Raw genomic sequence first — 22,755 nt, 5'->3', positions numbered from 1 at the left:
TACTTCACCCGCCACAGTAGAAGGACGCCTACCCCGCCCACACCGTCAACCAGTGTTCTCCCAGCTCAGGGCTTCCCTACAGGAGAGCCACACCCAGGCGAGGTTGTTGCGGACGGTCAGGGTGTGCGGGTGGTCCTCGCCTACTACCCGGCGGACGGCGGTGAGGGCACGCTGGCGGTGGCTAATAGCACGGGAGACGGCGCCCTGATTCTGAAGGAAGGCTCCTGTGCGGTCGAGGAGGTATGCGGTGACGCGGGTGTCGGTGCTGGGGGGTGCGTGATCGGCGAGGGCGTCAATGTGCGGGAGGAGGGTGCGGTAGGTAGGCCAGTGGGCGGGGTCGTCCGGGTGGTCGGGAACGGCGTCGTCGAGGCGGCGTGTGGCACGGGTTCTGGCTTCGTCGATGTGGTGGGGGCGGCGGTGAGGGTCGTCGGGGTCGGGGGTGCGGGCCAGGGCTTGGACGAGGCGGTGGATGCTCAGGGTCGCGGTGCCGGGGTCGACGGTGAGCATGCCGTACGCGGCGAGGCGACCAATCGCCCGGGTTAGATCCGGTGGGGCGGCGAGGCCGTCCAGGAGCATGCGGGGGATGTGGTTTGGGGCGTACCAGGCCAGAGTCCGCAGAACGGTGCCGGTCAGGGGATCGTCGGCGAGGTGGTCGAGGGTGACGTGCCAAATGCGGCCGATGGTGCGGTCCGGGACAGTGCCTTCGGCGCCGTGGCGGTACATGGCTGCCGGGTGCGCGATGAGCAGGTCGAGATAGGAGCGAGGAGTGATGCCGGTCTCGGCGATGTAGGCGCCTGCCTGCTCCACAGCTAGGGGCAGGCAGCCCAGTTCCACGCACACTTCCTCAGCGCCGTCCAGGCCCTGTGCGGTGCGGTCGAGGACACGGAGGAGCAGGTCCATGGCTTCGGGGTGGCTTAAGACGTCGATGGGTACGGGGTGGGCCAAGCCGTGCCAGCCGGTGGTGCGACGGCTGGTGATGAGGCATCGTCCGTGGCGGATCCGTGCGAGCAGTGGGCGGATGTCGTCCGGGGTACTCACATTGTCGAGGACGAGCAGCCAGCCGTCGTGCGCGGCTAGCCACTGCACCGCACGTTCGCGCAGCGCTTGGGCGGGCAGCACACCGGCCAGGGCCGGTTGCAGTGCGGTCGCGAGTTCTGCCAGTCCCGCATCGAGGGCGGCGGGGGTGTCGGCGGTGATCCACCAGATCGGGTGGTGGCTGTCCGCGCGGGTAGCGGCCCAGTGCGCGACCAAGGTGCTCTTTCCGATCCCACCGAGCCCATGAACGGCCTGCACCACGACTCCCCCCGCACCTTCCAACTTCTTGTCAAGCAGGGCCAAGGCCCGTGCACGGCCGACGAAATGGGCCGTATGCGGGGGAAGTTTGATCAACCCTTCTGGGGCGGACAGCTTTGCCGCCGGCACGAAGGCCTCCGGCGGCAGCACGGTGGCGTGCTCCGCCCGCGTCTGGACGTTGGTCGCGCAGTCGCCAGACGAGGCGATTCCGTTTAGGTTCCCGCTGGCGGAAATGGCACGGTCACCGTCTGCGGAGGCCGCGGGTGTCGGAGCTAGAGAGGCATAAGAGACCTGCGGCGGCTCTTCCGGCCGCCTGGACCAGCGACCCATCAGCGTTCGTGCGCGCCGTTGGCGGCGTCACCAGTGGACATGTGCCCGGAGATGCCTCCGCCTGCAGCGATCGATCGATCGCCCGCTGCCGAAACCATGCCGCCTGGCAACACCGGCGAAACGAGCCGTACCACATCCCCGACACGTTGCGGATCTGGCATCTGTCCCAAAGCGTGATTGTCGCCCGTCGAAACCGTGCCGGAGATATCTCCGCCCACGGCGATAGCCCGGCTTGCGCCCGCAGTGACCTTTGGCCCGGCCGCGACGTGCGGACTAGGCTGCCGCAGCGCGTACACCGACACACCCAGCCCCGCCAGGGAGACGATCGTGCCCACGATGCCCGCCGTCTGCCCTGCGGTGTCGAGGTCGGCTACCACTATGAGCGCGATCAGTCCCGCAGCCAGCAGTCCCCCAACAATTACCCCGCTCCAGGCAATTGATCTTTGCGGTCGTGTCATGGCCACCATCATCAAGCACACCCCGCACCCATGTCACAGAAAGCAGAAACGCAGACCTGCACCTATGGGAGACGGAAGTCAGGAAATCAGCGAGGTACTGGCGCTGGGCACTCCGCTGCAGCTGCGGCACAGGTCAAAAGTCGTGGGCAAGTACCGCGTCAAGCACAACGATGTACGCAACTGCCCGTGGTTGCGGGACCAACAGAAGACGGCTTGAGCGACACACATCGGATGGCCCGACGACAGCCCGGCAGGCCCTCCGACTGACAAGAGGCAACCGCACGCCGCGAGTTCAGCCTGATCAAGTGGGCAGCGCAGCGAGGGCCGCGTCCCACGGGTAGGCATCGACGTCGCCCTGCTTGGGGATATGCGGCACGAATCCGCCTTCTCCGAGCAGAACGTTCACCCCGCACTCGCGCAGAAAGGCCACGCTCCGGCCGAGCGCGGGGTGCGCCGCTTGGGCACGGTTCAGGTACGGCAGGGCGACCAGTGATAGTTCGAGCCCGATGGCTTCGGTGACCAGTCCGAGGGCGAGGGTGTCGGAGATCCCGGACGCCCATTTGTTCAGTGTGTTGAAGGTCGCGGGGGCGACGAGGATCGCGTCCGGCGGGGGAAGGACATCGGCCGCGTCCGGCAGCTTGTACTCGTGCCGTACCGGATGGCCGGTGAGTTCACGGAGGTCGGCAAGGTCCGGCTCCAACCAGCGGTGCGCGGAAGGGGTGACGACGAGGCAGACGTCCCATCCGGCGGCTTGGGCCTTACATATGCCAGTCGCTACGGAACGGGCGGGCGGGGCGGCGCAGGAGATCAGATACAGGATCTTGGTCACCCCGGCAGTCCACACCGCTCGGCGAGCGCACGCAAGCGGCCCTCGGTGCTCCCCGTACCGAGCAGGCGAAGGTCCTCGACGAGTTGGCGGCTGCGTGGCCGGCAGCGCACCTCCTCCTCTGCCTCCTCTTCCGCCTTGAGCAGGGTCTCCACAGCCTTCTCGCGACGGCCTGCCTGGGTGTATCCCCAGGCGAGGTCGACGAGGTGATGGGCACGCCGCTCCCGCGGAAGGGCTTCGCGGCGCGGGTCAGGGATGCCGGCCGCAGCGGCGACGGCCTCCGCGCCCTCACACAACTGGACATGCGCGGCAACGCGATATACAGCGACATTGGTCGGCCCGTACGCGGTCCACAATGCGTTTCCGTCCTTACCGAGCTGCGCGGCGTGGTGCTCGGACTGTTCGAGCAGCAGGGGCGCGGCGTCACGGTCCTCGACAGCCGCAGAGGCCATGGCGGCCTTGAGGTAGAGCATGCCGAGGACGGAAAGCCCGTCAGCCCCACGCCCAGTCAGGTCGCCTTCGAGGCGGACTGCGGATGCGACGGCGAACTCGGCGGCGGCACGAGCCTGGCCGTAGTGCGTCATGGCGTCGGCGAGATGCCGCGCCGCGGCAGCCATCGTCACCGGATCCTCGGAGCGCTCCGCGGCTGCCACCGACCGGTCGGCAGCGGTGAATGCGAGACCCGTGTCCCCGAACTTGATGGCCACGGCCTCGACCAACTGCAACGACATGGACAGCAGCCGGAAGGAGACAAGTTGGGCGTCTCCCTCATGCCGGGCAGCAGCACGGTTGGCATCGACAAGCAGCCCGGGGACGACACGGCCGAGCGCAGCGAAGTGGCTGGCTTGGAAAGCCGTCCAGCCGTACTCCACGTTGCGGCTCAGCGTCTCGACGGGCACGGGCTCAAGAGTGGTTCTGTCGCAGGTACCGGTGATCACATCGTGGCGCTGCAGGACGTTGCGGATCGCCTCCAGTTCCGACGCGTCCACGCATTCAGTGCCGGTCCCGAGCGGGGCGTCCGACAGCAGGTCTTCGAGACGTACCGCCAGTACGCGGGCCGCACCTTCAAGGACCGACAGGCGTGGATCTGCTTGGCGTTGGCCACCTTCCAGGTCCTGCACCCACCGCCGGGACTTCCCCAGCAATGCGCCGAAGTCCGCCTGCGTCATCCGTCGGCGCTCACGCCAGTAGGCGATCCGCCGGCCGATTCCGGTCGCGTCCACAGGGCCTCCGATGATCGGGCGGCGATGCACGCACATTGCGTGCCTACAGACCGTTATATCGCCCTTACGGTCCGAGTACGCGTCACTCAACCCAAAACCCCGGCGACCGAGCGACCGGTCCCGGGGCGCGGCCAACGCTGACTAGGAGCGCCGACAATGCACTACCTATCACGACTACTCGAACGGGCGACAAGGGTCCTGTTCAGGCACCATGCCAACGCCAGAACTGCCCACACGGCCGCCGTCCTGCCGGTCCCCGCGGAGCTGCCGACGCGCTACCCCTCGCCCGAGATGTGGGGTGCCCTCCTCGCGTGCGCGCGGCGTCGCAGGGCGCCGCACTTGTGGCCGTCCACCGAACCACCCGCCTTCGGGGCCGACTCCGTCACTGATGCTCCAGAGCGCTCGTACGTGCTGCCGATGAAGGAACGCGTATCGGCTCTGCCCGTACCGGCAGTGGAGTTCCGGTGACTATGGCGACGTACACCCCGCAGCTCGGCGACACCGTCGAGGACACCCGTCGGAAGAGGGTCGGCAAGGTGATGGGGTTCGAGGGCCCCTACGTGCAACTGCGGCCCGTCGGCGGCGGGATCGAGTGGGACGCCGGTCCGGACGAACTCCGGCCGCTCACCCTCACCGAGGCGCTCAGCGCGGGCGTGGCCGCAGCCAATGCCCGCTCCCGGGGTGAGCGCCCGTGACGATGAACACCACCCATCCGAAAAAAGGAGGAGTTGTGCCGAGCAAGACCGACTGCAACGAGGAGGACCTGGTGAGCGAACCGACCGCCGTGCCCTTTGGCCTGACCCGGATGCGGCCGTTCCCGGACTCCGTGGTTCTCGTTCCGGCCACGGTCGTACTGGACCCGAAGACGCAGACCGGGCGCTGGCTGGGGCCGGACGGGCTGGGCATCCCCGCGCTGGACCGGCACAAGAGGTCCGAGACGTCGAAGGAGACAAAGACGAAGACGAGCCTGGACGGGAGTCCCGACGAGGGCGGGGACCAGCAGGGAGACAGCGATTGACCTCGTCACCCGTTCTTGTCGTCACTCAGCTCGACGACGCGACCGCCGACGGGGTCATCGAGGAGCTGAACCGCCGGTCGGTTCCGGTCGTGCGGCTCGATCCTGGCGACTTCCCGGCCGGTGTCACCGTCGACGTGCGTCTGGGCGATGTCGGCCTGGCCGGCCGTGTGCGGACCACGACCCGGGCGGCCGATCTGGGCCAGGTTCGCTCGGTGTACTGGCGCCGCCCGAGCCCGTACAGCGCTCCCGAGGGGGTGGACGCCCAGGACTCCCGCTGGTGCGTGGAGCAGGCCCGGTACGGGCTGGGCGGCCTGCTCGCCGCTCTGCCGGGCGCGCACTACGTCAACCACCCGTGGCGCAACCGGGACGCGGAGTACAAGTCCACTCAACTGGCCGCCGCCGCCCGCAGCGGTCTCCACGTACCCCCGACGCTCCTCACCAACGACCCGGAACGGGCCCGCCAGTTCACGCGCGAGTACGGGCCCGTGGTCTACAAACCGCTGCGCAACAGCGACTACGCCGACCACGACGGGCACGGGCTCACCGTGTGGGTCGAGGAGGTGGAACCCCATGCCCTCGGGACCGGCGTCGCGCAGACCATGCACCTGTTCCAGCAGCGCGTGAACAAGGTGGCCGACATCCGTCTCACCGCCGTCGGCGATCGCCTGTTTGCCGTACGCATCGACGGCTCTCCGGGCCTGGACTGGCGCCGCCACTACGACGACCTCAGTTACACGCTCATCGACACCCCGTCCGACGTCGCCAAAGGCATACGGACGTACATGGATGCCTTCGGCCTCACCTACGGCGCGTTCGACTTCGGGCTCGATCCGGACGGCGGGTGGTGGTGGTACGAGTGCAATCCGAACGGACAGTACGCCTGGTTCCCCGACCCCGTCACGAGCCGCATCACAGCAGCCATCGCCGACGAACTCCAGCACCCCCACCAGGACACCCCATGACCAACGCCGCTGCCCTCCGCCAGGACCTCGCCGACGTCCTCGCCGCCCGAGGCCAACTGACAGACCCCGCATGGCGAACCGCTGTCGAGGAGGTTCCCCGCGAGCTCTTCCTCGGCACCGCGTTCTACCGACCGCACAGGACACGGTGGGAACCCGTACTCCGCGAAGATCTCGGCGAGGACGAGTGGCTGCGCCTGGCCTGCTCTGACACCACCTGGGTCACACAGGTCGACGGCATCGACGCCATCGACTCCCCGGGCCCTCGCTCCGGGCGCCCGACCTCCTCAAGCACCCTGCCCTCCCTCGTCATGAGGACCATCGAGCTCGCCGGACTCCAGGACGGCGACAAGGTGCTGGAGATCGGCACCGGAACCGGCTACTCCACTGCGATCCTGTCCCACCGCCTGGGCGGCAGGAACGTCTATTCCGTCGAGTACGACGAACGCCTCGCGGCCCTCGCCGCCGACCGCATCCGTGCCGCCGGGGGCAGTCCCAATCTCGTCACCGGCGACGGCCTCCAAGGCCACGGGCCAGGCGCCGAGTACGACGCGGTCATCGCCACGTGCTCCGTACGCAGCGTCCCACCGTCGTGGCTGTTCCAGCTCCGCGACGGCGGCAGCATCACCACCACGATCAGCGGCTGGATGCTCGCCTCCGGAATGATCCGCCTCACCCTCGACGACGAGGGCGTCGCGCGCGGGCGCTTCACCGGGGACGCCGTCTCGTACATGCTGGCCCACCCCCACGAACGCCCTCCTCACCCCAGCTTCTTCCCGCACCCGGGCAAGACCCGTCCCACCCAGGTGAGTCCCTCCCTGCTCGACCGGTGGACCGGGCACTTCGTGGCGCAACTCGCCGCGCCCTCGGCCCAGTTGCTGCGCGTGGGCGACGACGTGGTTCTCCTCGACGTGGCCACCGGCTCGCAGGCGTGGACAGAACCCGACGGAAACGGCTGGGCAGTCCACCAGAACGGGCCGCTGAACCTGTGGGACCAGGTCGAAGACGCGCTGATGACGTGGCGGGAGGCGGGCTCGCCCGATCAGACATCGTTCGGGATGACCGTCACGGACCTGAACCAGATCGTCTGGCTGGGACATCCGGAAGGGCCGTGCTGGCGGTTGCCGAACTGACAAACGTGCATTCCCGATCGACAGCCGACGTCCACCGATGTGCTGGACACCTCGGTCTAACAATCGGGGAACACCACCCCCGTCCGTCACTCCCCCCGCATACAGTGCGACATAGGGACACCTTTCTGAACGTGTTCAGAAAGGTTCACGGGGTCGGGGAGGGGAACGCGCGATGCGCAACGGGGCCAAGGCCGCCATTGTGGGCGGGGTGTTCGCTGTGATGGTGGGGGGCGCCGGGTACGGCGCGTACAACATAGTCAGCGCGGTCAGCGGCGACAGCGGCTCGGCCGGGACCAAGGCGGAGAAGGAGACCGGGCCGCCGTCGGGGGACGAGGTCGAGGAGACCAGCAGGAAGTTCTTCGCGGCCTGGGAGCAGGGCGAGGCGGCCACGGCCGCGGCGGAGACGAACAACGCGCAGGCCGCCGGGCCCCTGCTGGTCGCCTACGGCGGCCAGGCGCACATCACCAAGGTGAAGATCACGCCCGGTACGCCGACGGGCACGACCGTTCCCTACTCGGTGTCGGCCACGGTGTCGTACGAGGGGAAGAGCAAGCCCCTCGCGTACAAGAGCGAACTGACCGTCGTACGCGGGAAGACCACGGGCAAGGCGCTGGTCGACTGGCAGCCGTCCGTCGTGCACCCGGAGCTGAAGACCGGCGACACCCTGGTCACGGGCGAGGCCGCGAGCCCGCCCATCGAGGCCGTGGACCGCAACGATGTTGTCCTGACCAAGGAGAAGTACCCGTCCCTCGGTCCCGTCCTGGACACGCTGCGCGACAGGTACGGCGACAAGGCGGGCGGCACGCCCGGCGTCGAGCTCGCGATCCGGCACGAGAGCGAGAGCGCGGGGGACACCTCTCTGGTGACCCTCGCCAAGGGCGAGGCGGGCAAGCTGCGCACGACGCTCAGCGCGAACGTGCAGGCGGCGGCGGAGAAGGCGGTCACACGGTTCGCGGAGTCGTCAGTGGTTGCCGTGCAGCCGAGCACCGGGCAGGTGCTGGCGGTCGCGAACCACCGCGAGGACGCGTTCAACGCGGCGTTCCAGGGCGAGGTCGCACCCGGCTCCACGATGAAGATCATCACCGCGGCGACCCTCATCGACAACGGCGTGGCCTCGATGAACGGCCCGGCGCCCTGTCCGTCGACCGCGACCTGGCAGAGCCAGACGTTCAAGAACCTCACGGGTATGGAGCCCAACGAGGGCGCCACGCTCGCCAACAGTTTCATGCGCTCGTGCAACACGGCCTTCGTGAAGCTCATCGACGGCACCGACGAGCGCCCGCTCACCGATGAGTCGCTCACCACCGAGGCCCAGGAGCGGTTCGGCCTGGGCAAGGACTGGAAGACGGGCATCGTCTCCTTCGACGGCAGCGTCCCCGCGTCCGGCGGCCCGAACCGCGCGGCCAACGCGATCGGCCAGGGCGAGGTCCAGATGAACCCGCTGAACATGGCGTCGGTTACGGCGACCGCGATCACGGGCCAGTTCCGGCAGCCCTACCTCGTGTCGCCGAAGCTCGACAACCGCCGACTGGCCACCGCACGCGGCCTGTCGAGCGGAACCGTCGGCCAGCTGAAGCAGATGATGCGGCTCACCGCCACCGGCGGCACCGCCCAGGAGGCCATGCGCGGGCTCGGCGGAGACATCGGCGCCAAGACCGGCTCCTCCGAGGTCGACGGCCAGAAGACCTCCGACAGCTGGTTCACCGGCTTCCGCAACGACATCGCGGCCGCGGCCATGACGGAGGAGGGCGGCCACGGCGGCGACGCGGCGGGACCGATCGTGGCCCAGGTCCTGCGGGCGGGGGGCTGAGCCCGAGAGGACGCCGGTACACAGGTGTCCGAACTCACCCTCACAGGGCGGGACTCTAGGGTGGTGACTCTCGTTCTTGTAGGGGACCGTGAGGTATCCGGGGAAGCAGCGAAGGAACGGAAGCCGTGGGGAACAGAAGGCGCGCGTCTGAGCGCAACAGGACGAAACCCGCCGTCATCGGCGGGATGATCGCCGTTGTCGTGGGCGGCGCGGGGTTCGGTGTGTACGCCCTGTACGGGGGCGGGGCGGCGGCCGACGACTCAAGCTCGGCCTCCGACGCGAAGCCCGTGAAGAAGGGCCCGCTGTCGGCGACCGAGGTGAAGTCGACGGCCACGGCGTTCCTCACGGCCTGGCAGAGCGGCGATGTCACGACCGCCGCGGCCACCACGAACGACACCGCGGCGGCCCGCACCCTCCTCACCGGCTACGGCAAGGAGGCGTACATCAAGGATGTGACGCTCACCGCCAAGAAGCGCTCCGGCGACGCCGTCCCGTTCTCCGTCAAGGGCACGGTCGCGTACAAGGGCGGCCTGACCAAGCCCCTGGCGTACGAGTCCGAGCTCACCGTCGTCCGTCGCGCCAAGGACGGCAAACCGCTGGTCGACTGGCACTCCGCGGTCGTGCACCCGGACCTGAAGGACGGCGACAAGCTGGTCACCGGGGAGGCCGGGACGCCGCCGGTGAAGGCGCTCGACCGGGACGGCGGCGAGCTGACCACCGCCAAGTACCCCTCGCTCGGCACGGTCCTCGACGGTCTGCGGGAGAAGTTCGGCAAGACGGCGGGCGGCAAGGCGGGCATCGAGCTGCGGGTGATCCGCGCCGAGGCCAAGTCGAAGGACACCGAGGGCTCCGCCAAGACCTCTTCGGACGAGACCCCCGACAAGACGCTGGTGGAGCTGAGCAAGGGGACCCCGGGCACGGTCCGTACGACGCTCAGCCCGGGCCTCCAGGCGAGTGCCGAGCAGCAGGTGGCCAAGAAGGCCAAGTCCTCGGCCGTCGTCATCCGGCCGTCCACCGGCGAGATCCTGGCCGTCGCGAACGCCGGCCACGGCTTCAACACCGCCTTCCAGGGCTCCCTGGCCCCCGGCTCGACGATGAAGATCATCACGGCGTCGCTGCTCATCGACAAGGGGCTCGCGTCGACGAACAAGGAACACCCCTGCCCCAAGTACTCGACGTACGGCGGCTGGAAGTTCCAGAACGACGACAAGTTCGAGATCAAGGGCGGCACGTTCAAGGCGAGCTTCGCGCGCTCCTGCAACACGGCCTTCATCAGCCAGGCCAAGGAGCTGAGCGACGACGACCTGACCAAGCAGGCCCAGCAGGTGTTCGGGCTCGGCATGGACAACTGGGCCATCGGGGTGCCGACCTTCGACGGCTCGGTGCCGGTCCAGTCGCAGGCCCAGATGGCGGCCTCGCTGATCGGCCAGGGCGGGGTCCGGATGAACCCGCTGAACATGGCGTCGGTCGTCGCCACCGCCAAGACGGGCACCTTCCGCCAGCCCTACCTGGTGGCCCCGACGGTCGACAAGCGCACCCTCGCGAAGGCGTCCCGCTCGCTGTCCGCCGGCACGCAGGCCCAGCTCAAGGAGCTCCTCCAGTACACGGCGGCGGCCGGTACGGCGGCCGAGGCCATGGCCGGTCTCGGCCCGGACTACGGCGCCAAGACCGGCTCCGCGGAGGTCGACGGCCAGAAGAAGCCCAACGGCTGGTTCACCGCCTGGAAGGGCGACCTCGCGGCCGCGGGCGTGGTCCAGCAGGGCGGCCACGGCGGCGAGACGGCCGGCCCGATCGTGGCGGCACTGCTGAAGGCGGGCAGCTGAGACCCGCGACCGGCCCCGCGCCCCATGGGAGCGCGGGGCGCGCCCGGCGGGGGCACCCCGTCAGCTGCTGACCGGGGTGGCCGTGTACGTACGACGCAGGAAGCGGATCAGGGTCCTCGTGTCGAACTGCACGACGTCCACGCCCGTCGGCGAGTGGAACTCCATGACGGCCTGGACCCGCCCGCACGGCCAGATGCGTACGTCACCGGCGGCGGCCGGAGCCCGTAGCCCCTGTTCGAGCAGGTCGCGGGCGAAAACCCACTCGTGATGGCCGGGCAGCATGATGTGCACCCGTCGGGGGTCGGCCTCCGGGTCGTATCGAAGGGCCACCGGAACGGCGGGCGGATCCTGCGCCGCGTCCGTCACGATGTGGGCGCGCGCGTACTGCTCGACGGCGGACATCGATCGCTCCCTCTGTGAGCTGCTCCTTGTTTGAGCTGCTTCCTCTCCAATGTCGCATATTTTCCGGAATGCGCTTCTGGATTATTCGAGGTCACCTCGCTCTTGCAAGCTGTTCGCATTAAGCCACTATCATCGAACGGTTATAGACAGCCGGCCTGCCCCCGGAAGCGGAGCCCTCATGCACGTCCCCGACGGTTTCATCAACGCCCCCGTCTCGGTGGCCACCGGAGTGGTCGCCGCGGCGGCCGTCGCCGTGAGCCTGCGCGGCGCGCGGCGCGAACTGGACGAGCGCACCGCACCGCTCGCGGGTCTCGTCGCCGCCTTCATCTTCGCCGTGCAGATGCTCAACTTCCCGGTCGCGGCCGGGACCAGCGGACATCTGCTCGGAGGCGCGCTGGCCGCGATACTCGTGGGCCCCTTCACCGGGGTCCTCTGTGTCTCGGTCGTGCTCCTCATGCAGGGCATCCTCTTCGCGGACGGCGGACTCACCGCGCTCGGCGTGAACATCACCGTCATGGCGGTGGTCACGACGGTGGTGGCGTACACCGTCTTCCGCGGTCTTGTAAAACTTCTGCCCAAGAAGCGTCGATCCATTACCGTCTCGGCGTTCGTGGCCGCCGTGCTCTCCGTGCCGGCCGCCGCCGCGGCCTTCACTCTCGTCTACGCGATCGGCGGCACCACGGACGTCCCGATCGGGCAGGTCCTCACCGCGATGGTCGGCGTCCACGTCCTGATCGGCATCGGTGAGGCCGCGATCACCGCGCTCACGGTCGGCGCCGTCATCGCCGTACGACCGGACCTCGTGTACGGGGCCCGCGGTCTGACCGCGCCGCTGAAGCTGCGGGTCGGCGGGGAGCTGGTGGACACGCCCTCCGCGGAGCCCGTCCCGGTCGCCGCACGGTCCCACCGCCCGGTGTGGCTGGCGGGCCTCGCCGCCTCCCTCGTCCTCGCGGGCTTCGTCAGCTTCTACGCCTCCGCGAACCCCGACGGCCTGGAGAAGGTCGCCGCCGACAAGGGCATCGACGCCAAGGCCGAGGACCACGCCGCCGCCGACTCCCCGCTCGCCGACTACGGCGTCGAGGGCCTCACGAACTCCCGGATCTCCGGCGGCCTCGCGGGCGTGATCGGCGTGGGCGTCACCGTCGTCGCGGGCACGGGCGTCTTCTGGGCCGTACGCAAGCGCCGTACGTCCGAGACGTCGCCCTCCGAGGTCGGGGAATCCGTCTGACATGGGTGCGGGACACGCGCACCGGCTCTACCGGCACGGGCACTCGCCCGTGCACGCCCTGCCGCCGCACACCAAGCTCGCCGCCGTCTTCGCCTTCGTGCTGGTCGTCGTGTCGACCCCGCGCGAGGCGATGTGGGCGTTCGGGCTGTACGCGCTGCTGCTGGGAGCCGTGGCGTACGCGGCCCGGGTACCGGCCGGTTTCCTGCTGAAGCGGCTGCTGATCGAGGTGCCGTTCGTGGCCTTCGCGGTGCTGATGCCGTTCGTGGCGCAGGGCGAGCGGGTCGACGTACTCGGCCTGTCGTTGAGCGTGAACGGGCTGTGGGGCGCCTGGAACGTGCTGGCCAAGGGCACGCTCGGCGTCGCCGCGTCCGTGCTGCTCGCCTCGACGACCGAACTGCGCGAACTGCTGCTGGGACTCCAGCGGTTGAAGCTGCCGCCGCTCCTCGTACAGATCGCGTCCTTCATGATCCGGTACGGGGACGTCATCGCGGACGAGATGCGGCGGATGAAGATCGCGCGGGAGTCGCGCGGTTTCGAGGCCCGCGGCGTCCGGTCCTGGGGCGTCCTCGCCAAGTCCGCGGGCGCGCTCTTCATCCGCTCGTACGAACGCGGGGAGCGGGTGCATCTCGCCATGATCAGCCGGGGGTACGCCGGTTCGATGCCGGTCATCGACGAGGTGACCGCGTCCCGGGCGCAGTGGTCGTACGCGCTCGCCCTGCCGTCCGCCGCCCTCGTCGTGTGTCTGCTGGGATGGACTCTGTGACCACCTCCTCCGTGCCCCCTGTGACCGCACCTTCGCTCGAAGTCTCCGGACTCGCCTTCGCGTACCCCGACGGGCATCAGGCCCTGTTCGGCGTCGACTTCACCGTCGGCCGCGGTGAGCGCGTGGCGCTGCTCGGGCCGAACGGGGCCGGCAAGACGACCCTCGTGCTGCACCTCAACGGCATCCTGACCGGCGGCGCCGGGACCGTGACGGTGGCCGGTCTGCCCGTCGGCCGCAAGCACATGGCGGAGATCCGGCGGAAGGTCGGCATCGTCTTCCAGGACCCGGACGACCAGCTGTTCATGCCGAGCGTGCGCGAGGACGTGGCCTTCGGGCCCGCGGCCGCCGGGCTCAAGGGGCCCGAACTGGAGGCGCGAGTGCGCACCGCCCTTGAGCGGGTCGGGATGGAGGCCTTCGCCGACCGCCCGCCGCACCACCTCTCCTTCGGGCAGCGGCGCCGGGTGGCGGTCGCGACCGTCCTCGCGATGGAGCCGGAGATCCTGGTCCTCGACGAGCCCTCGTCCAACCTCGACCCCGCCTCGCGGCGCGAACTCGCCGACATCCTGCGGTCGTTGGACGTGACCGTGCTCATGGTCACGCACGATCTGCCGTACGCCCTCGAACTGTGCCCGCGGGCCCTGATCCTCAGCGACGGCGTGATCGCGGCGGACGGCAGGACCGGCGAGCTGCTGTCGGACGACGAGCTGATGCGGGAGCACCGTCTGGAGCTGCCGTTCGGCTTCGACCCGCGCTCCGTGACAATGGGCGCGTGACGAACGAAGAGGTTCCGACGGCGGGTTCGCCCGACGGGGGTCCGGCAGCGGGTTCGCCCGACGAGTGCGCGCCGGCCGGTTCGCTGCTGCTCGACGACCAGTTGTGCTTCGCGCTGTACGCGGCCCAGCGTGCGGTGACCGGCGCGTACCGTCCGCTTCTCGAAGCGCTCGGGCTCACCTATCCGCAGTACCTGGTCATGCTCGTCCTCTGGGAGCGCGGGCAGCTCACCGTCAAGGAGCTGGCCGGGACCCTGCGGCTCGACTACGGGACCATGTCGCCGCTGCTCAAACGCCTGGAGTCGGCCGGTCTCGTCCGCCGGGAACGCTCCGCGCTGGACGAGCGGTCGGTGCTGGTCGCGGTCACCGGGCGGGGCGAGGCATTGCGGGAGCGCGCGGAGTGCGTGCCGTCGGCGCTGCTGGCCGGGACGCGGCTGACGGCGGAGGAGGTGGAGCGGCTGCGCGAGGACCTGCGGCGGCTGACCTCGATGTTACCGGCAGTTTCTACCCCCAAGTAATAAGTGGCCTGAATCGGTGGATACATTGTGTGCGATGTGTTTGTGCACTCTGTTTCTGCACTCTGATTCCGCGTTCTCGCGTGCCTGGGGGTGAGGCGATCCATGACCGACGCCGCTGTTGAGCTCGACAGCCGTCCCACGAAGATCATGTACGTGGCCGAGGCCACCGCACACGGGGGCCGCGAAGGCTACGTGACCAGCCAGGACGGCCAGCTGGAGCTGAGGGTCGCGATGCCTCCGGCCCTCGGCGGCGACGGTGACGGCACCAACCCGGAGCAGCTCTTCGCGGCCGGCTTCAGCTCCTGCTTCCACAACGCGCTGGTCCTGGTCGGCCGCCGCGAGGGCTTCGACCTGTCCGGTTCGACGGTCGCGGCGAAGGTCGGAATCGGCCCCAACAAGCAGCGCGGTTACGGCCTCGCGGTCGCCCTGAGCGTCTCGCTGCCGATCCTCGACCAGGAGGTCGCGTCCAAGCTGGTGGACGCCGCCCACCAGGTCTGCCCGTACTCGAACGCGACACGCGGCAACATCGAGGTCACGATCCTGCTGGGCTAGGAATCGCGGGCGGTGGGTGCGTGTTGCACCGATTGTTTGCGGGGCAGTCCGTTTGCGGAGCAGGCGGAACAGGACTGGACGGAGCACGGGCGTGGACGTGAACGGCACTGTGGCCGAGGGCTTCGAGCCGGTCGGGGAAGCGTTCGTACGGAACTTCGAGGTGCTCGGGGACCGGGGTGCGGCCGTCGCCGTGTACCGGGACGGGCGCCGGGTCGTGGACCTGTGGGCCGGCACGAAGGACGTCGACGGTACGAAGGATGTCGACGGCAGGACCGACTCGGCGCCCTGGGAGCGCGGCACCGCCCAGATCGTGCGCTCGGCGACCAAGGGTGTCGCCGCGGCAACGCTCCTTCTGCTGCACCAGCGGGGGCTGCTGGACCTGGACGCTCCGGTGGGCGAGTACTGGCCCGAGTTCAAGGCGGCGGGCAAGGAGCGGGTGCTGGTGCGGCACGTGCTGTCGCACCGGGCCGGACTGCCCGTCCTGGACCGGCCGTTGACGCCCGAGGAGGCGCTGGACCCCCTGCGCGGTGCCGAGGCGGTCGCGCGCCAGGGGCTCGTGTGGGAGCCGGGCACCGATCACGGCTATCACGCGCTGACGTACGGCTGGCTGATCGGTGAGCTGGTGCGGCGCGTCACGGGCCGTGGCGTCGGTGACTGGATCGCCGAGGAGATCGCCGGGCCGGTCGGCGCCGACCTGTGGGTCGGGCTGCCCGCCGCGGAGGTGGGCCGGGTGGGCGTGGCCGGCCGCGTGGAGGCACCGGGGAACGCCGGGGGCCTGCGGTCGCGCCCGAAGCGGTCGGTCGCCGAGGCCTACGACGATCCGGCCTCCCTCACCCGTCGGGCCTTCGCCGCGATCACCCCGTTCCCCGACCAGAACGATCCGGCGTACCGGGCGGCCGCGCTTCCCGCGACGAACGGGATCGCTACGGCGGACGGGCTGGCGCGCTTCTACGCGTCACTGATCGGTGAAGTGGACGGCGGCCCGCGGCTGTTCACGCCCGGGACGCTGGCGGCGGCCCGCACCGAGGAGTCCGCCGGCCCGGACCGGGTCCTGGTGATCAACACCCGCTTCGGCCTCGGCTACATGCTCCACGGCTCGGCCTCCCCCTTCCTGGACGCCGGCTCCTTCGGCCACCCGGGCCGCGGCGGCTCCCTCGGCTTCGCCGACCCCGAGTCGGGCATCGCCTTCGGCTACGTCACGAACGGCTTCAGCAAGACGGTGACGGCGGACCCTCGGGCGCAGGCACTGGTACGCGGCTTGAGGGCCTCGTTGTAGGGGGTGCCACTGGCGGGCCGGTGGCCCGGTGCTGTGTGCGGACCGCACTGGGCCGTGGCCAACCCACGACACCAGACACCCACCCCCACCGGGCCCGGGCCGCAGGCTCACGCGGCGTGGAGCATCAGGCCGATGCCCACCACCAGGAGGCCCGCCGCGGCGATGCGTGGTGCGCCGAACCTCTCTTTGAAGAAGATCGCTCCTATCGCCGCGCCGACGATGATCGACGACTCCCGCAGGGCCGCGATCGGCGCCAGTTCCGCCTTCGTCTGGGCCCAGAGGACCAAGCCGTACGCCGCGACGGAGAGAGCCGCGCCCAGGAGGCCGACGGCGGCGAACGGGCGCAGGACGCCGAGCAGTTCGCCACGCCAGCGGTACAGCGCGTACGCGGGGACCGCCACGCCCTCCACCGCCATCAGCCAGGCGATGTAGGAGAGGGAGGAGCCGGAGGCGCGTACGCCGAGGCCGTCGACCACCGTGTACGCGGCGATGGACAGGCCGGTCGCCAACGCCGCGCCGATCGCGGCCCAGTTGGGCCGGTGTCCGCGCAGGCCCCACAGGGCGACGCCGGTCAGTCCGGCGCAGGACACCGCGATGCCGGCCGACGCCCACCCGTCAGGGACCTCGTGGGCGAAGACGGCGGCCAAGGCGGTCACGACCAGCGGGGCGGTGCCGCGCGCGATCGGATACGCCTGCCCGAAGTCGCCGAGCCGGAAGGACTTCATCAGCAGCACGTAGTAGACGACGTGGATGACCGCCGAGGCGATCAGATAGGGCCACGCCTCCGCCGCCGGGAACGGCACGAACGGCACCATCGCGAGCCCGATCAGCATCCCGCCGCCCGCGATCAGCGTGAAGCCGACGAGCTTGTCGGTGATCCGGTGGGCGATGGCGTTCCAGCTCGCGTGCGTGACCGCGGCGAGCAGGACGGCGGCGGTGACCAGCGGGGTCACGTGGTCTGCTCGCGGACGTCCACCAGCGTGGCGCCCGCGTGGGCGATCAGGGTCTTCGGGTCCATGGGGAACACGGTGTGCGGGGTGCCCGCGGCGGCCCACACCGTGTCGTGGTCCAGCAGCGAGCGGTCCGCCAGGACACGGGTCCTGGTGCGGTGCCCGAAGGGCGGTACGCCACCGATCGCGTACCCCGTGGTCTCCCTGACCAGCTCCGCCCTGGCCCGAGTGACCTTCTCGGCGCCCAGTTCCCGGCGTACGAGCTCGACGTCGACCCGGGACGAGCCGTCCATCAGGACCAGGACCGGCACACCGTCCGCCGCGAAGATCAGCGACTTGCAGATCTGGCTCAGCTCGCACCCGATCGCCTCGGCGGCCTCGACGGCCGTACGGGCGCCGTCCGGGAAGCGGCGGATCCGCGGGTGCAGATCGTCGAGACCCAGCTCGCTCAGGGCTTCGGCGAAACGGGGGTGTGCTCCGGACTCTTCAGCTGCGCTCGTCGTCATGCACGGCACGCTAGCGGTGGGTGTACGGGACACGCGAACGAGTTCCACGACGGCGCACTCCCCCGCCGCGGCGCGCCCCCGCAAGCCCCCACGCTCACGTCACCCGTCCCGCCCTGCCGCCGTGCCGTCGGGCGCCGCGACGGTGACGATGGAACCGCCGTGTGCGAGGAAGCACCGTGCGCGAAGGAGAGGCCTCCCCCATGTCCCGCTATGTGTTCGACAACAGCGCCGACCAGGCCAAGGGCCGCTTCTTCGCGCTGGAGTCCTGCTACGACCCCTTCTCCCGTCGCCAGGTGGAGCTGACCGGGATCGCCCGGGGCTGGCGGTGCCTGGAGGTCGGCGGAGGGGGCGGCTCGCTGGGCGACTGGCTCGGCGAACAGGCCGGCCCGGACGGCGAGGTCACGATCACCGACCTCGACCTGCGGTGGGCCGAGTCCCGCCCCCGGCCGCCGCACGTACGTCTCCTGCGCCACGACATCGTCCGGGACCCACTGCCCGCCGCCGACTACGACCTGGTGCACGCCCGGCTGGTGCTGCAGCACCTGCCGGAGCGGCTGGACGTCCTGGCGCGGCTCGCGGGGGCGCTGCGGCCGGGCGGCTGGCTGGTGCTGGAGGAGTTCGACACCCACTGGATGCCGGTGCTGGCCGCCCCCGACGAGGAGGGGGCCGCCCTCTTCGAACGCGTCCACACCGCCCTGCGGGTCCAGCTGGAGAAGGCGGGCCTGGACCCGGCGTGGGGCAGCCGGGTGCCCGGCGCGATGCTGGGTGCCGGTCTCTCGGACGTCACGGCGACGACGTACGCGGAGTCGTGGGCGGGTGGCGGTACGGGCATCGGCCTGCACCGGGTCAACGCGCAGCAGATGGCCGACCGGCTGCGGTCGGAGGGGCTCACGGACGGCGAACTGGACCGCTTCCAGGCTCTGTTGGCGGACCCGGCGTTCGTGGTCAACTCCCTGCCCCTGATCAGCACGCGGGGCCGCCGCCCCCAGGGATTGTCGGACGGGCCCTGGCTCAGCCGCTGAACGTCACGTCCTTCGTCTCCACCACCCCGGCCTTGCGGGCCGGTGCCGACTGCTCCTGCCAGTACAGGTTCGTGTGCGCGATGACCTGCTCCGGCGGCGGGGCGCCCCACCGGCTCAGGTCCTCCGTCGTGTGGGCGTCTCCGACGAGTGTCACGTCGTAGCCCCGGACGAACGCGCCGTGGATCGTGGAGCGGATGCAGGCGTCCGTCTGGGCGCCGGTGACCACCAGGTGTCCGACGCCGGCCCCGGCCAGTACCTCCTCCAGGTCGGTGCCCTCGAAGGAGTCGCCGTACGTCTTGTGCACCAGCGGTTCCGATTCCCGGCGGGGCAGTTCGGGAACGTACTCCCAGTCCTCGCTGCCCTTCTCCAGGCCCTCGTCGGAGTGCTGGACCCAGACGACCGGGGCGCCCTGGGCGCGTGCCGTGTCGACGAGAGCGGCGATGTTCGCGACCACCGTGTCGCGCTGGTGGGCGCCGGCCACGACACCCTTCTGGACGTCGATCACCATCAGGGCCGTGTGGGGTCGTTCGGAGAAAGTCGTCATGCCCCTCACGCTAGACCGCGCCACTGACAACCGCCCCGGCCCGGTGTGCCGATTACGCCCACGGCACACATGGAGCCGGTGAGGGCCGCCCGTCCCCACGGAGCCCTCACCGGCTGGTTCTTCACGGGAGCCGGCACGTCACCTGCGCGTCGGCCGCACTTCGGATGCGTACCGGCTCCCGCGCACGGGACGCGTACCGCCTCCCGGTTCTCAGACGCGCACCAGTTCCCGGTCCTCGTCGGAGCCGGAGCCCGAGCCCTTCGTCCGGTCGTCGTGGGCCCGCAGGCCCTCGCCCTCGACGTCGACGTTCGGCAGGGCGCGGTCCAGCCACTTCGGCAGCCACCAGGCCTTCTTGCCGAGCAGCGCGAGGACCGCCGGGACGATCGCCATGCGGACGACGAAGGCGTCGAAGAAGACGGCGATCGCGAGACCGAAGCCGATCATCTTGATCATGGACTCGCCGGAGCTGATGAAGCCTCCGAAGACGGCCATCATGATGATCGCGGCGGCGACCACGACCCGGGCGCTGTGCCGGAAACCGGTCACCACGGCCTGGCTCGGCGTCTCGCCGTGGACGTACGCCTCCCGCATGCGGGTCACGAGGAACACCTCGTAGTCCATCGCGAGACCGAAGACCACGCCCACCATGAAGATCGGCATCATCGACATGATCGGGCCGGTCTCCTCGACACCGATCAGGCCGGAGAACCAGCCCCACTGGAAGACCGCGACCACTGCGCCGAGCGCGGCGAGCACGCTGAGCAGGAAGCCGAGGGCCGCCTTCAGCGGGACCAGGATGGAGCGGAAGACCACGATCAGGAGCAGGAAGGCGAGACCGACCACCAGCGCCAGGTAGGGGACCAGCGCGTCGTTCAGCTTCTGCGAGAAGTCGATGTTCATCGCGGTGGTACCGGTGACCAGTACCTCCGCGTCCGTGTCGGCCTTGATGTCGGAGCTGGTGTCACGGATGGCGTGCACCAGGTCCTCGGTCTGTGTCGAGGACGGCTTGGAGTTCGGGATCACGGTGATCGTCGCGGTGTCGCCGGCCTTGTTGGGCGCCGGCGGGGTGACCGTCACGACGTCCTTGAGGCCCTTGATGCCGTCGGCCACGTCGTCGAAGGCGGCCGTCGGGTCGTCGCTGTTCTTGGCGTCGACCACGATCATCAGCGGGCCGTTGAAGCCGGGGCCGAAGCCCTCGGACAGCGTGTCGTACGCCCGGCGCTGGGTCGTGGACGTCGGCTGCGAGCCGTCGTCGGGCAGGCCCAGTTCCAGCTGGGTGGCGGGGAGGGCGATCGCGCCCAGACCAACCACGCCGAGCACCAGCACGGCGACCGGGCGGCGGATGACGAAGCTCGCCCAGCGGGTGCCCATGTTGGGCTTGGCCTGCTTCTCGGAGGTGGCGGCGTCGGAGGACTTGCGCTCCTTGGACGACTTGCGCTTCTCGCCCGCCGGGCGGATCCTCCTGCCCGCGTATCCGAGCATCGCCGGGATCATGGTCAGCGCGATGAGGACGGCGATGACGACCGTGCCTGCCGCCGCGAGGCCCATCTTGGTCAGCATCGGGACGTTGACGACCGCGAGGCCCGCGAGGGCGATCACGACCGTGAGACCCGCGAAGACCACGGCCGAGCCGGCGGTGCCGGTGGCGCGGCCCGCCGCCTCCTCGCGGTCGCGGCCCTCGGCCAGTTCGTTCCGGTAGCGGGAGACGATGAACAGCGCGTAGTCGATGCCGACCGCGAGGCCGATCATCAGGGCGAGCGTGGAGGTGGTGTCGCCGAGGTCGAGCGCCTTGGCGAGGGCGGTGATGGTGGAGACTCCGATGCCCACACCGATGATGGCCGTCAGCAGTGGCAGTCCGGCCGCGACCAGCGAGCCCAGGGTGATGACGAGGACGACCGCGGCGATGGCGATGCCGACGATCTCACCGACCGCTCCGGGTTCGGCGCCGGCCTCCAGCGCGTCACCTCCGACGTCGACGGTCAGCCCGGCCGACCGGGCGTCGTCACCAGCGGCTTCCAGGGACTCCCTGGTCGAGTCCGCGAGCTCCATGCCGGGGACCTCGTACTTCACCGACGTGTAGGCGACGGATCCGTCCTTGCTCACGGCGTTCGTCGTGAACGGGTCGGTGACGGAGACGACTTCGGTGCCGCCGCCCAGCTCCTTGACGGTCTTCGCGACGATGGCCTTGTTGTCGGCGTCCGTCATCTTCTGGCCGTCGGGCGCCTTGAAGACGATGCGTCCGGTGGCTCCGTCGGCGCTGGCGCCGGGGAACCGCTGTTCCAGCAGGTCGAAGGCCTTCTGCGCCTCGGTGCCGGGGATCGAGAAGGAGGTGGTTCCGGCGGCGGGTGCGCTCGCCGCTCCGACGCCCGCGAGCGTCAGCAGCGCCACCCATATCAGTGCGACGAAATGCCGTCGCCGGAAGGCGAGTCGGCCGAGGTTGTAGAGGAACGTGGCCACGAGGGCGTACTCCCGGTCAGGTCGGTGATGGCAGGGCGTGAGTCATCGGCCCGACGACGTGAGCGGTCGCGTCAGGTGCAACTGGGGTCGTGCATAAAGGGGTTGAGCCTCGGGGCGGGAGGCTCGGGGAATCGAGGGACGGATCAGGCGCTGAGGGCGGGGATCACCACAGCGTCGATGTACGAGGCGACGAAGGCCTGGGTCGGTGGCTCTTCGTCGATCAGCGTCCGCGCCACGAAGGCGCCGATGATCATGTGCAGCACGTATTCGATCGCGGGGTTGTCCGCACGGACCTCACCGCGGTCGACGGCACGCTGCACCACGCGCCGCATCTCCGCCAGCTCAGGCTCGATCAGCCATTCGCGCAGGGCGGTCAGCAGCTCGGGGTTCGTGTGCGCCGCCGTGCCGAGGACCCGCATCAGCGCGGAGTCCTGTTCCATCTGGCAGTCGTCCTGGCGATGTGTCATCGCCTGGAAGTCCCCTCGCAGGGACCCGGTGTCGATCGCGGAGGGGTCGACCGGCTTGTGGTGCCGGATCGCCCTCGCGACCAGTTCGGCCTTGCCGCCCCACTGGCGGTAGAGCGTGGCCTTGCTGGATCGGGTGCGGGTGGCGACCGCGTCCATGGTCAGGGAGTCGTAACCGACCTCCCGGAGCAGGTCGAGCACGGCCTCGTACAGCTCGGCCTCGCGCTCGGGCGTGATCCGGCTGCGACGCGTCGTTGCTGTCTCAGCCATGCCACTCACCATTCCCGCTCGAACGAAACTGTCTCGTACTCCTATGAAGGTACCCCATCACCAAGCGAAACGAAACCGTTTCGTACGTGTGCTGCGTCACGGATTCCCACCGACCTCTCACCGACCTCTCGCCGACCCCTCACCGGCATCCCCACTCGCG

At 69.9% G+C, this 22,755-nt stretch carries 25 protein-coding genes; 15 read left to right on the top strand and 10 right to left on the bottom strand.

The window, feature by feature from the left end:
- Positions 1–45: 45 nt before the first annotated feature.
- Complete coding sequence (locus tag ACZ5VQ_RS39555) at positions 46–1,296, bottom strand: hypothetical protein (RefSeq protein WP_469109231.1); 1,251 nt, start codon at positions 1,294–1,296, stop codon at positions 46–48.
- Positions 1,297–1,622: 326 nt separating this feature from the next.
- Entirely contained in the window at positions 1,623–2,081 is a 459-nt protein-coding gene (locus tag ACZ5VQ_RS39550) for a hypothetical protein (RefSeq protein WP_469109230.1), read from the bottom strand.
- On the opposite strand from ACZ5VQ_RS39550, the gene ACZ5VQ_RS39545 reads away from it, so the two are divergent.
- A complete protein-coding gene (locus ACZ5VQ_RS39545; RefSeq protein ID WP_469109229.1) occupies positions 2,080–2,298 on the top strand; it encodes a hypothetical protein in 219 nt (72 codons plus the stop codon). The genes ACZ5VQ_RS39550 and ACZ5VQ_RS39545 overlap by 2 nt on opposite strands.
- 84 nt (positions 2,299–2,382) lie before the next feature.
- Here ACZ5VQ_RS39545 and ACZ5VQ_RS39540 read toward each other — a convergent pair whose 3' ends face one another.
- Positions 2,383–2,910 carry a flavoprotein gene (locus tag ACZ5VQ_RS39540; protein ID WP_469109228.1) on the bottom strand — a complete coding sequence of 176 codons (528 nt, stop codon included), beginning with the start codon at positions 2,908–2,910 and terminating at the stop codon, positions 2,383–2,385.
- Positions 2,907–4,130 (bottom strand): helix-turn-helix domain-containing protein, encoded by a 1,224-nt coding sequence (locus ACZ5VQ_RS39535; protein ID WP_469109227.1) that lies wholly within the window; start codon positions 4,128–4,130, stop codon positions 2,907–2,909. The genes ACZ5VQ_RS39540 and ACZ5VQ_RS39535 overlap by 4 nt, the downstream gene beginning before the upstream one ends.
- Positions 4,131–4,286: 156 nt before the next feature.
- Here ACZ5VQ_RS39535 and ACZ5VQ_RS39530 point away from each other — a divergent pair, with 156 nt between their 5' ends.
- The 7 genes from ACZ5VQ_RS39530 to ACZ5VQ_RS39500 all read left to right on the top strand — a co-directional run bounded on the left by ACZ5VQ_RS39530 (position 4,287) and on the right by ACZ5VQ_RS39500 (position 10,873).
- Positions 4,287–4,598, top strand: coding sequence for a hypothetical protein (locus ACZ5VQ_RS39530; protein WP_469109226.1), 312 nt, complete (start codon positions 4,287–4,289; stop codon positions 4,596–4,598).
- A 2-nt stretch (positions 4,599–4,600) separates the two neighbouring features.
- Entirely contained in the window at positions 4,601–4,825 is a 225-nt protein-coding gene (locus ACZ5VQ_RS39525) for a hypothetical protein (RefSeq protein ID WP_469109242.1), read from the top strand.
- 35 nt (positions 4,826–4,860) lie between these two features.
- Positions 4,861–5,148, top strand: a complete 288-nt coding sequence (gene tgmA / locus ACZ5VQ_RS39520; RefSeq protein WP_469109225.1) for a putative ATP-grasp-modified RiPP — start codon at positions 4,861–4,863, stop codon at positions 5,146–5,148.
- Entirely contained in the window at positions 5,145–6,110 is a 966-nt protein-coding gene (gene tgmB / locus ACZ5VQ_RS39515) for an ATP-grasp ribosomal peptide maturase (protein WP_469109224.1), read from the top strand. Before tgmA ends, tgmB begins: the two co-directional genes overlap by 4 nt.
- Positions 6,107–7,240 carry an ATP-grasp peptide maturase system methyltransferase gene (tgmC, locus tag ACZ5VQ_RS39510; protein ID WP_469109223.1) on the top strand — a complete coding sequence of 378 codons (1,134 nt, stop codon included), beginning with the start codon at positions 6,107–6,109 and terminating at the stop codon, positions 7,238–7,240. Before tgmB ends, tgmC begins: the two co-directional genes overlap by 4 nt.
- A gap of 172 nt (positions 7,241–7,412) precedes the next feature.
- On the top strand, positions 7,413–9,050 hold the full coding sequence (locus ACZ5VQ_RS39505) for a penicillin-binding transpeptidase domain-containing protein (protein ID WP_469109222.1): 1,638 nt from the start codon (positions 7,413–7,415) through the stop codon (positions 9,048–9,050).
- A gap of 125 nt (positions 9,051–9,175) precedes the next feature.
- Positions 9,176–10,873, top strand: a complete 1,698-nt coding sequence (locus ACZ5VQ_RS39500; protein ID WP_469109221.1) for a penicillin-binding transpeptidase domain-containing protein — start codon at positions 9,176–9,178, stop codon at positions 10,871–10,873.
- A 60-nt stretch (positions 10,874–10,933) separates the two neighbouring features.
- On the opposite strand, the gene ACZ5VQ_RS39495 is transcribed toward ACZ5VQ_RS39500, so the two are convergent.
- Entirely contained in the window at positions 10,934–11,275 is a 342-nt protein-coding gene (locus ACZ5VQ_RS39495) for an SsgA family sporulation/cell division regulator (protein ID WP_307522214.1), read from the bottom strand.
- Between the two features lie 178 nt (positions 11,276–11,453).
- Between ACZ5VQ_RS39495 and ACZ5VQ_RS39490 the strand changes: the two genes are divergently transcribed.
- From ACZ5VQ_RS39490 to ACZ5VQ_RS39465, 6 genes are all read left to right on the top strand, one after another.
- Positions 11,454–12,503 (top strand): energy-coupling factor ABC transporter permease, encoded by a 1,050-nt coding sequence (locus ACZ5VQ_RS39490; RefSeq protein WP_469109220.1) that lies wholly within the window; start codon positions 11,454–11,456, stop codon positions 12,501–12,503.
- A gap of 1 nt (position 12,504) precedes the next feature.
- A complete protein-coding gene (gene cbiQ / locus ACZ5VQ_RS39485; protein WP_469109219.1) occupies positions 12,505–13,266 on the top strand; it encodes a cobalt ECF transporter T component CbiQ in 762 nt (253 codons plus the stop codon).
- The gene (locus ACZ5VQ_RS39480; protein ID WP_469109218.1) at positions 13,254–14,039 is read left to right on the top strand and encodes an energy-coupling factor ABC transporter ATP-binding protein; all 786 of its coding nucleotides are present in this window, start codon (positions 13,254–13,256) and stop codon (positions 14,037–14,039) included. The genes cbiQ and ACZ5VQ_RS39480 overlap by 13 nt, the downstream gene beginning before the upstream one ends.
- Before the next feature lie 83 nt (positions 14,040–14,122).
- Complete coding sequence (locus tag ACZ5VQ_RS39475; protein WP_469109241.1) at positions 14,123–14,554, top strand: MarR family winged helix-turn-helix transcriptional regulator; 432 nt, start codon at positions 14,123–14,125, stop codon at positions 14,552–14,554.
- A 102-nt stretch (positions 14,555–14,656) separates the two neighbouring features.
- A complete protein-coding gene (locus ACZ5VQ_RS39470) occupies positions 14,657–15,106 on the top strand; it encodes an organic hydroperoxide resistance protein (RefSeq protein ID WP_469109217.1) in 450 nt (149 codons plus the stop codon).
- Positions 15,107–15,197: 91 nt separating this feature from the next.
- Positions 15,198–16,382: a serine hydrolase domain-containing protein gene (locus tag ACZ5VQ_RS39465; protein WP_469109216.1), complete on the top strand. Its 1,185-nt coding sequence runs from the start codon at positions 15,198–15,200 to the stop codon at positions 16,380–16,382.
- 107 nt (positions 16,383–16,489) lie between these two features.
- Here ACZ5VQ_RS39465 and ACZ5VQ_RS39460 read toward each other — a convergent pair whose 3' ends face one another.
- Together ACZ5VQ_RS39460 and ACZ5VQ_RS39455 are read right to left on the bottom strand one after the other, a co-directional pair.
- Complete coding sequence (locus ACZ5VQ_RS39460; protein ID WP_469109215.1) at positions 16,490–17,335, bottom strand: EamA family transporter; 846 nt, start codon at positions 17,333–17,335, stop codon at positions 16,490–16,492.
- Positions 17,332–17,838 (bottom strand): YbaK/EbsC family protein, encoded by a 507-nt coding sequence (locus ACZ5VQ_RS39455; RefSeq protein WP_469109214.1) that lies wholly within the window; start codon positions 17,836–17,838, stop codon positions 17,332–17,334. Before ACZ5VQ_RS39455 ends, ACZ5VQ_RS39460 begins: the two co-directional genes overlap by 4 nt.
- Before the next feature lie 200 nt (positions 17,839–18,038).
- Between ACZ5VQ_RS39455 and ACZ5VQ_RS39450 the strand changes: the two genes are divergently transcribed.
- Positions 18,039–18,860, top strand: a complete 822-nt coding sequence (locus tag ACZ5VQ_RS39450) for a methyltransferase (RefSeq protein WP_469109213.1) — start codon at positions 18,039–18,041, stop codon at positions 18,858–18,860.
- Here the strand turns inward: ACZ5VQ_RS39450 and ACZ5VQ_RS39445 are convergent.
- The 3 genes from ACZ5VQ_RS39445 to ACZ5VQ_RS39435 form a co-directional block, all read right to left on the bottom strand.
- The gene (locus ACZ5VQ_RS39445) at positions 18,850–19,404 is read right to left on the bottom strand and encodes a cysteine hydrolase family protein (RefSeq protein ID WP_469109212.1); all 555 of its coding nucleotides are present in this window, start codon (positions 19,402–19,404) and stop codon (positions 18,850–18,852) included. The two genes, ACZ5VQ_RS39450 and ACZ5VQ_RS39445, sit on opposite strands and share 11 nt — an antisense overlap.
- A gap of 210 nt (positions 19,405–19,614) precedes the next feature.
- Positions 19,615–21,861 carry an MMPL family transporter gene (locus ACZ5VQ_RS39440; RefSeq protein ID WP_469109211.1) on the bottom strand — a complete coding sequence of 749 codons (2,247 nt, stop codon included), beginning with the start codon at positions 21,859–21,861 and terminating at the stop codon, positions 19,615–19,617.
- Between the two features lie 143 nt (positions 21,862–22,004).
- Complete coding sequence (locus ACZ5VQ_RS39435; protein WP_469109210.1) at positions 22,005–22,595, bottom strand: TetR/AcrR family transcriptional regulator; 591 nt, start codon at positions 22,593–22,595, stop codon at positions 22,005–22,007.
- Between the last annotated feature and the right edge of the window lie 160 nt (positions 22,596–22,755).

It is taken from the genome of Streptomyces sp. NPDC033178 (assembly GCF_055577685.1).
The sequence above is the reverse complement of the archived record's forward strand: the minus strand, read 5'-3'. Positions and strand labels throughout refer to the sequence as shown.

Excerpts from the sequence above, each read along its gene's own strand:
- ACZ5VQ_RS39545 (WP_469109229.1), top strand. The coding sequence starts at position 2,080 with ATGGCCACCATCATCAAGCACACCCCGCACCCATGTCACAGAAAGCAG.
- ACZ5VQ_RS39550 (WP_469109230.1), bottom strand. The coding sequence starts at position 2,081 with ATGACACGACCGCAAAGATCAATTGCCTGGAGCGGGGTAATTGTTGGG.
- ACZ5VQ_RS39530 (WP_469109226.1), top strand. The coding sequence starts at position 4,287 with ATGCACTACCTATCACGACTACTCGAACGGGCGACAAGGGTCCTGTTC.
- ACZ5VQ_RS39525 (WP_469109242.1), top strand. The coding sequence starts at position 4,601 with ATGGCGACGTACACCCCGCAGCTCGGCGACACCGTCGAGGACACCCGT.
- tgmC (WP_469109223.1), top strand. The coding sequence starts at position 6,107 with ATGACCAACGCCGCTGCCCTCCGCCAGGACCTCGCCGACGTCCTCGCC.
- ACZ5VQ_RS39505 (WP_469109222.1), top strand. The coding sequence starts at position 7,413 with ATGCGCAACGGGGCCAAGGCCGCCATTGTGGGCGGGGTGTTCGCTGTG.
- ACZ5VQ_RS39495 (WP_307522214.1), bottom strand. The coding sequence starts at position 11,275 with ATGTCCGCCGTCGAGCAGTACGCGCGCGCCCACATCGTGACGGACGCG.
- ACZ5VQ_RS39490 (WP_469109220.1), top strand. The coding sequence starts at position 11,454 with ATGCACGTCCCCGACGGTTTCATCAACGCCCCCGTCTCGGTGGCCACC.
- cbiQ (WP_469109219.1), top strand. The coding sequence starts at position 12,505 with ATGGGTGCGGGACACGCGCACCGGCTCTACCGGCACGGGCACTCGCCC.
- ACZ5VQ_RS39480 (WP_469109218.1), top strand. The coding sequence starts at position 13,254 with ATGGACTCTGTGACCACCTCCTCCGTGCCCCCTGTGACCGCACCTTCG.
- ACZ5VQ_RS39470 (WP_469109217.1), top strand. The coding sequence starts at position 14,657 with ATGACCGACGCCGCTGTTGAGCTCGACAGCCGTCCCACGAAGATCATG.
- ACZ5VQ_RS39455 (WP_469109214.1), bottom strand. The coding sequence starts at position 17,838 with ATGACGACGAGCGCAGCTGAAGAGTCCGGAGCACACCCCCGTTTCGCC.
- ACZ5VQ_RS39450 (WP_469109213.1), top strand. The coding sequence starts at position 18,039 with ATGTCCCGCTATGTGTTCGACAACAGCGCCGACCAGGCCAAGGGCCGC.
- ACZ5VQ_RS39445 (WP_469109212.1), bottom strand. The coding sequence starts at position 19,404 with ATGACGACTTTCTCCGAACGACCCCACACGGCCCTGATGGTGATCGAC.
- ACZ5VQ_RS39435 (WP_469109210.1), bottom strand. The coding sequence starts at position 22,595 with ATGGCTGAGACAGCAACGACGCGTCGCAGCCGGATCACGCCCGAGCGC.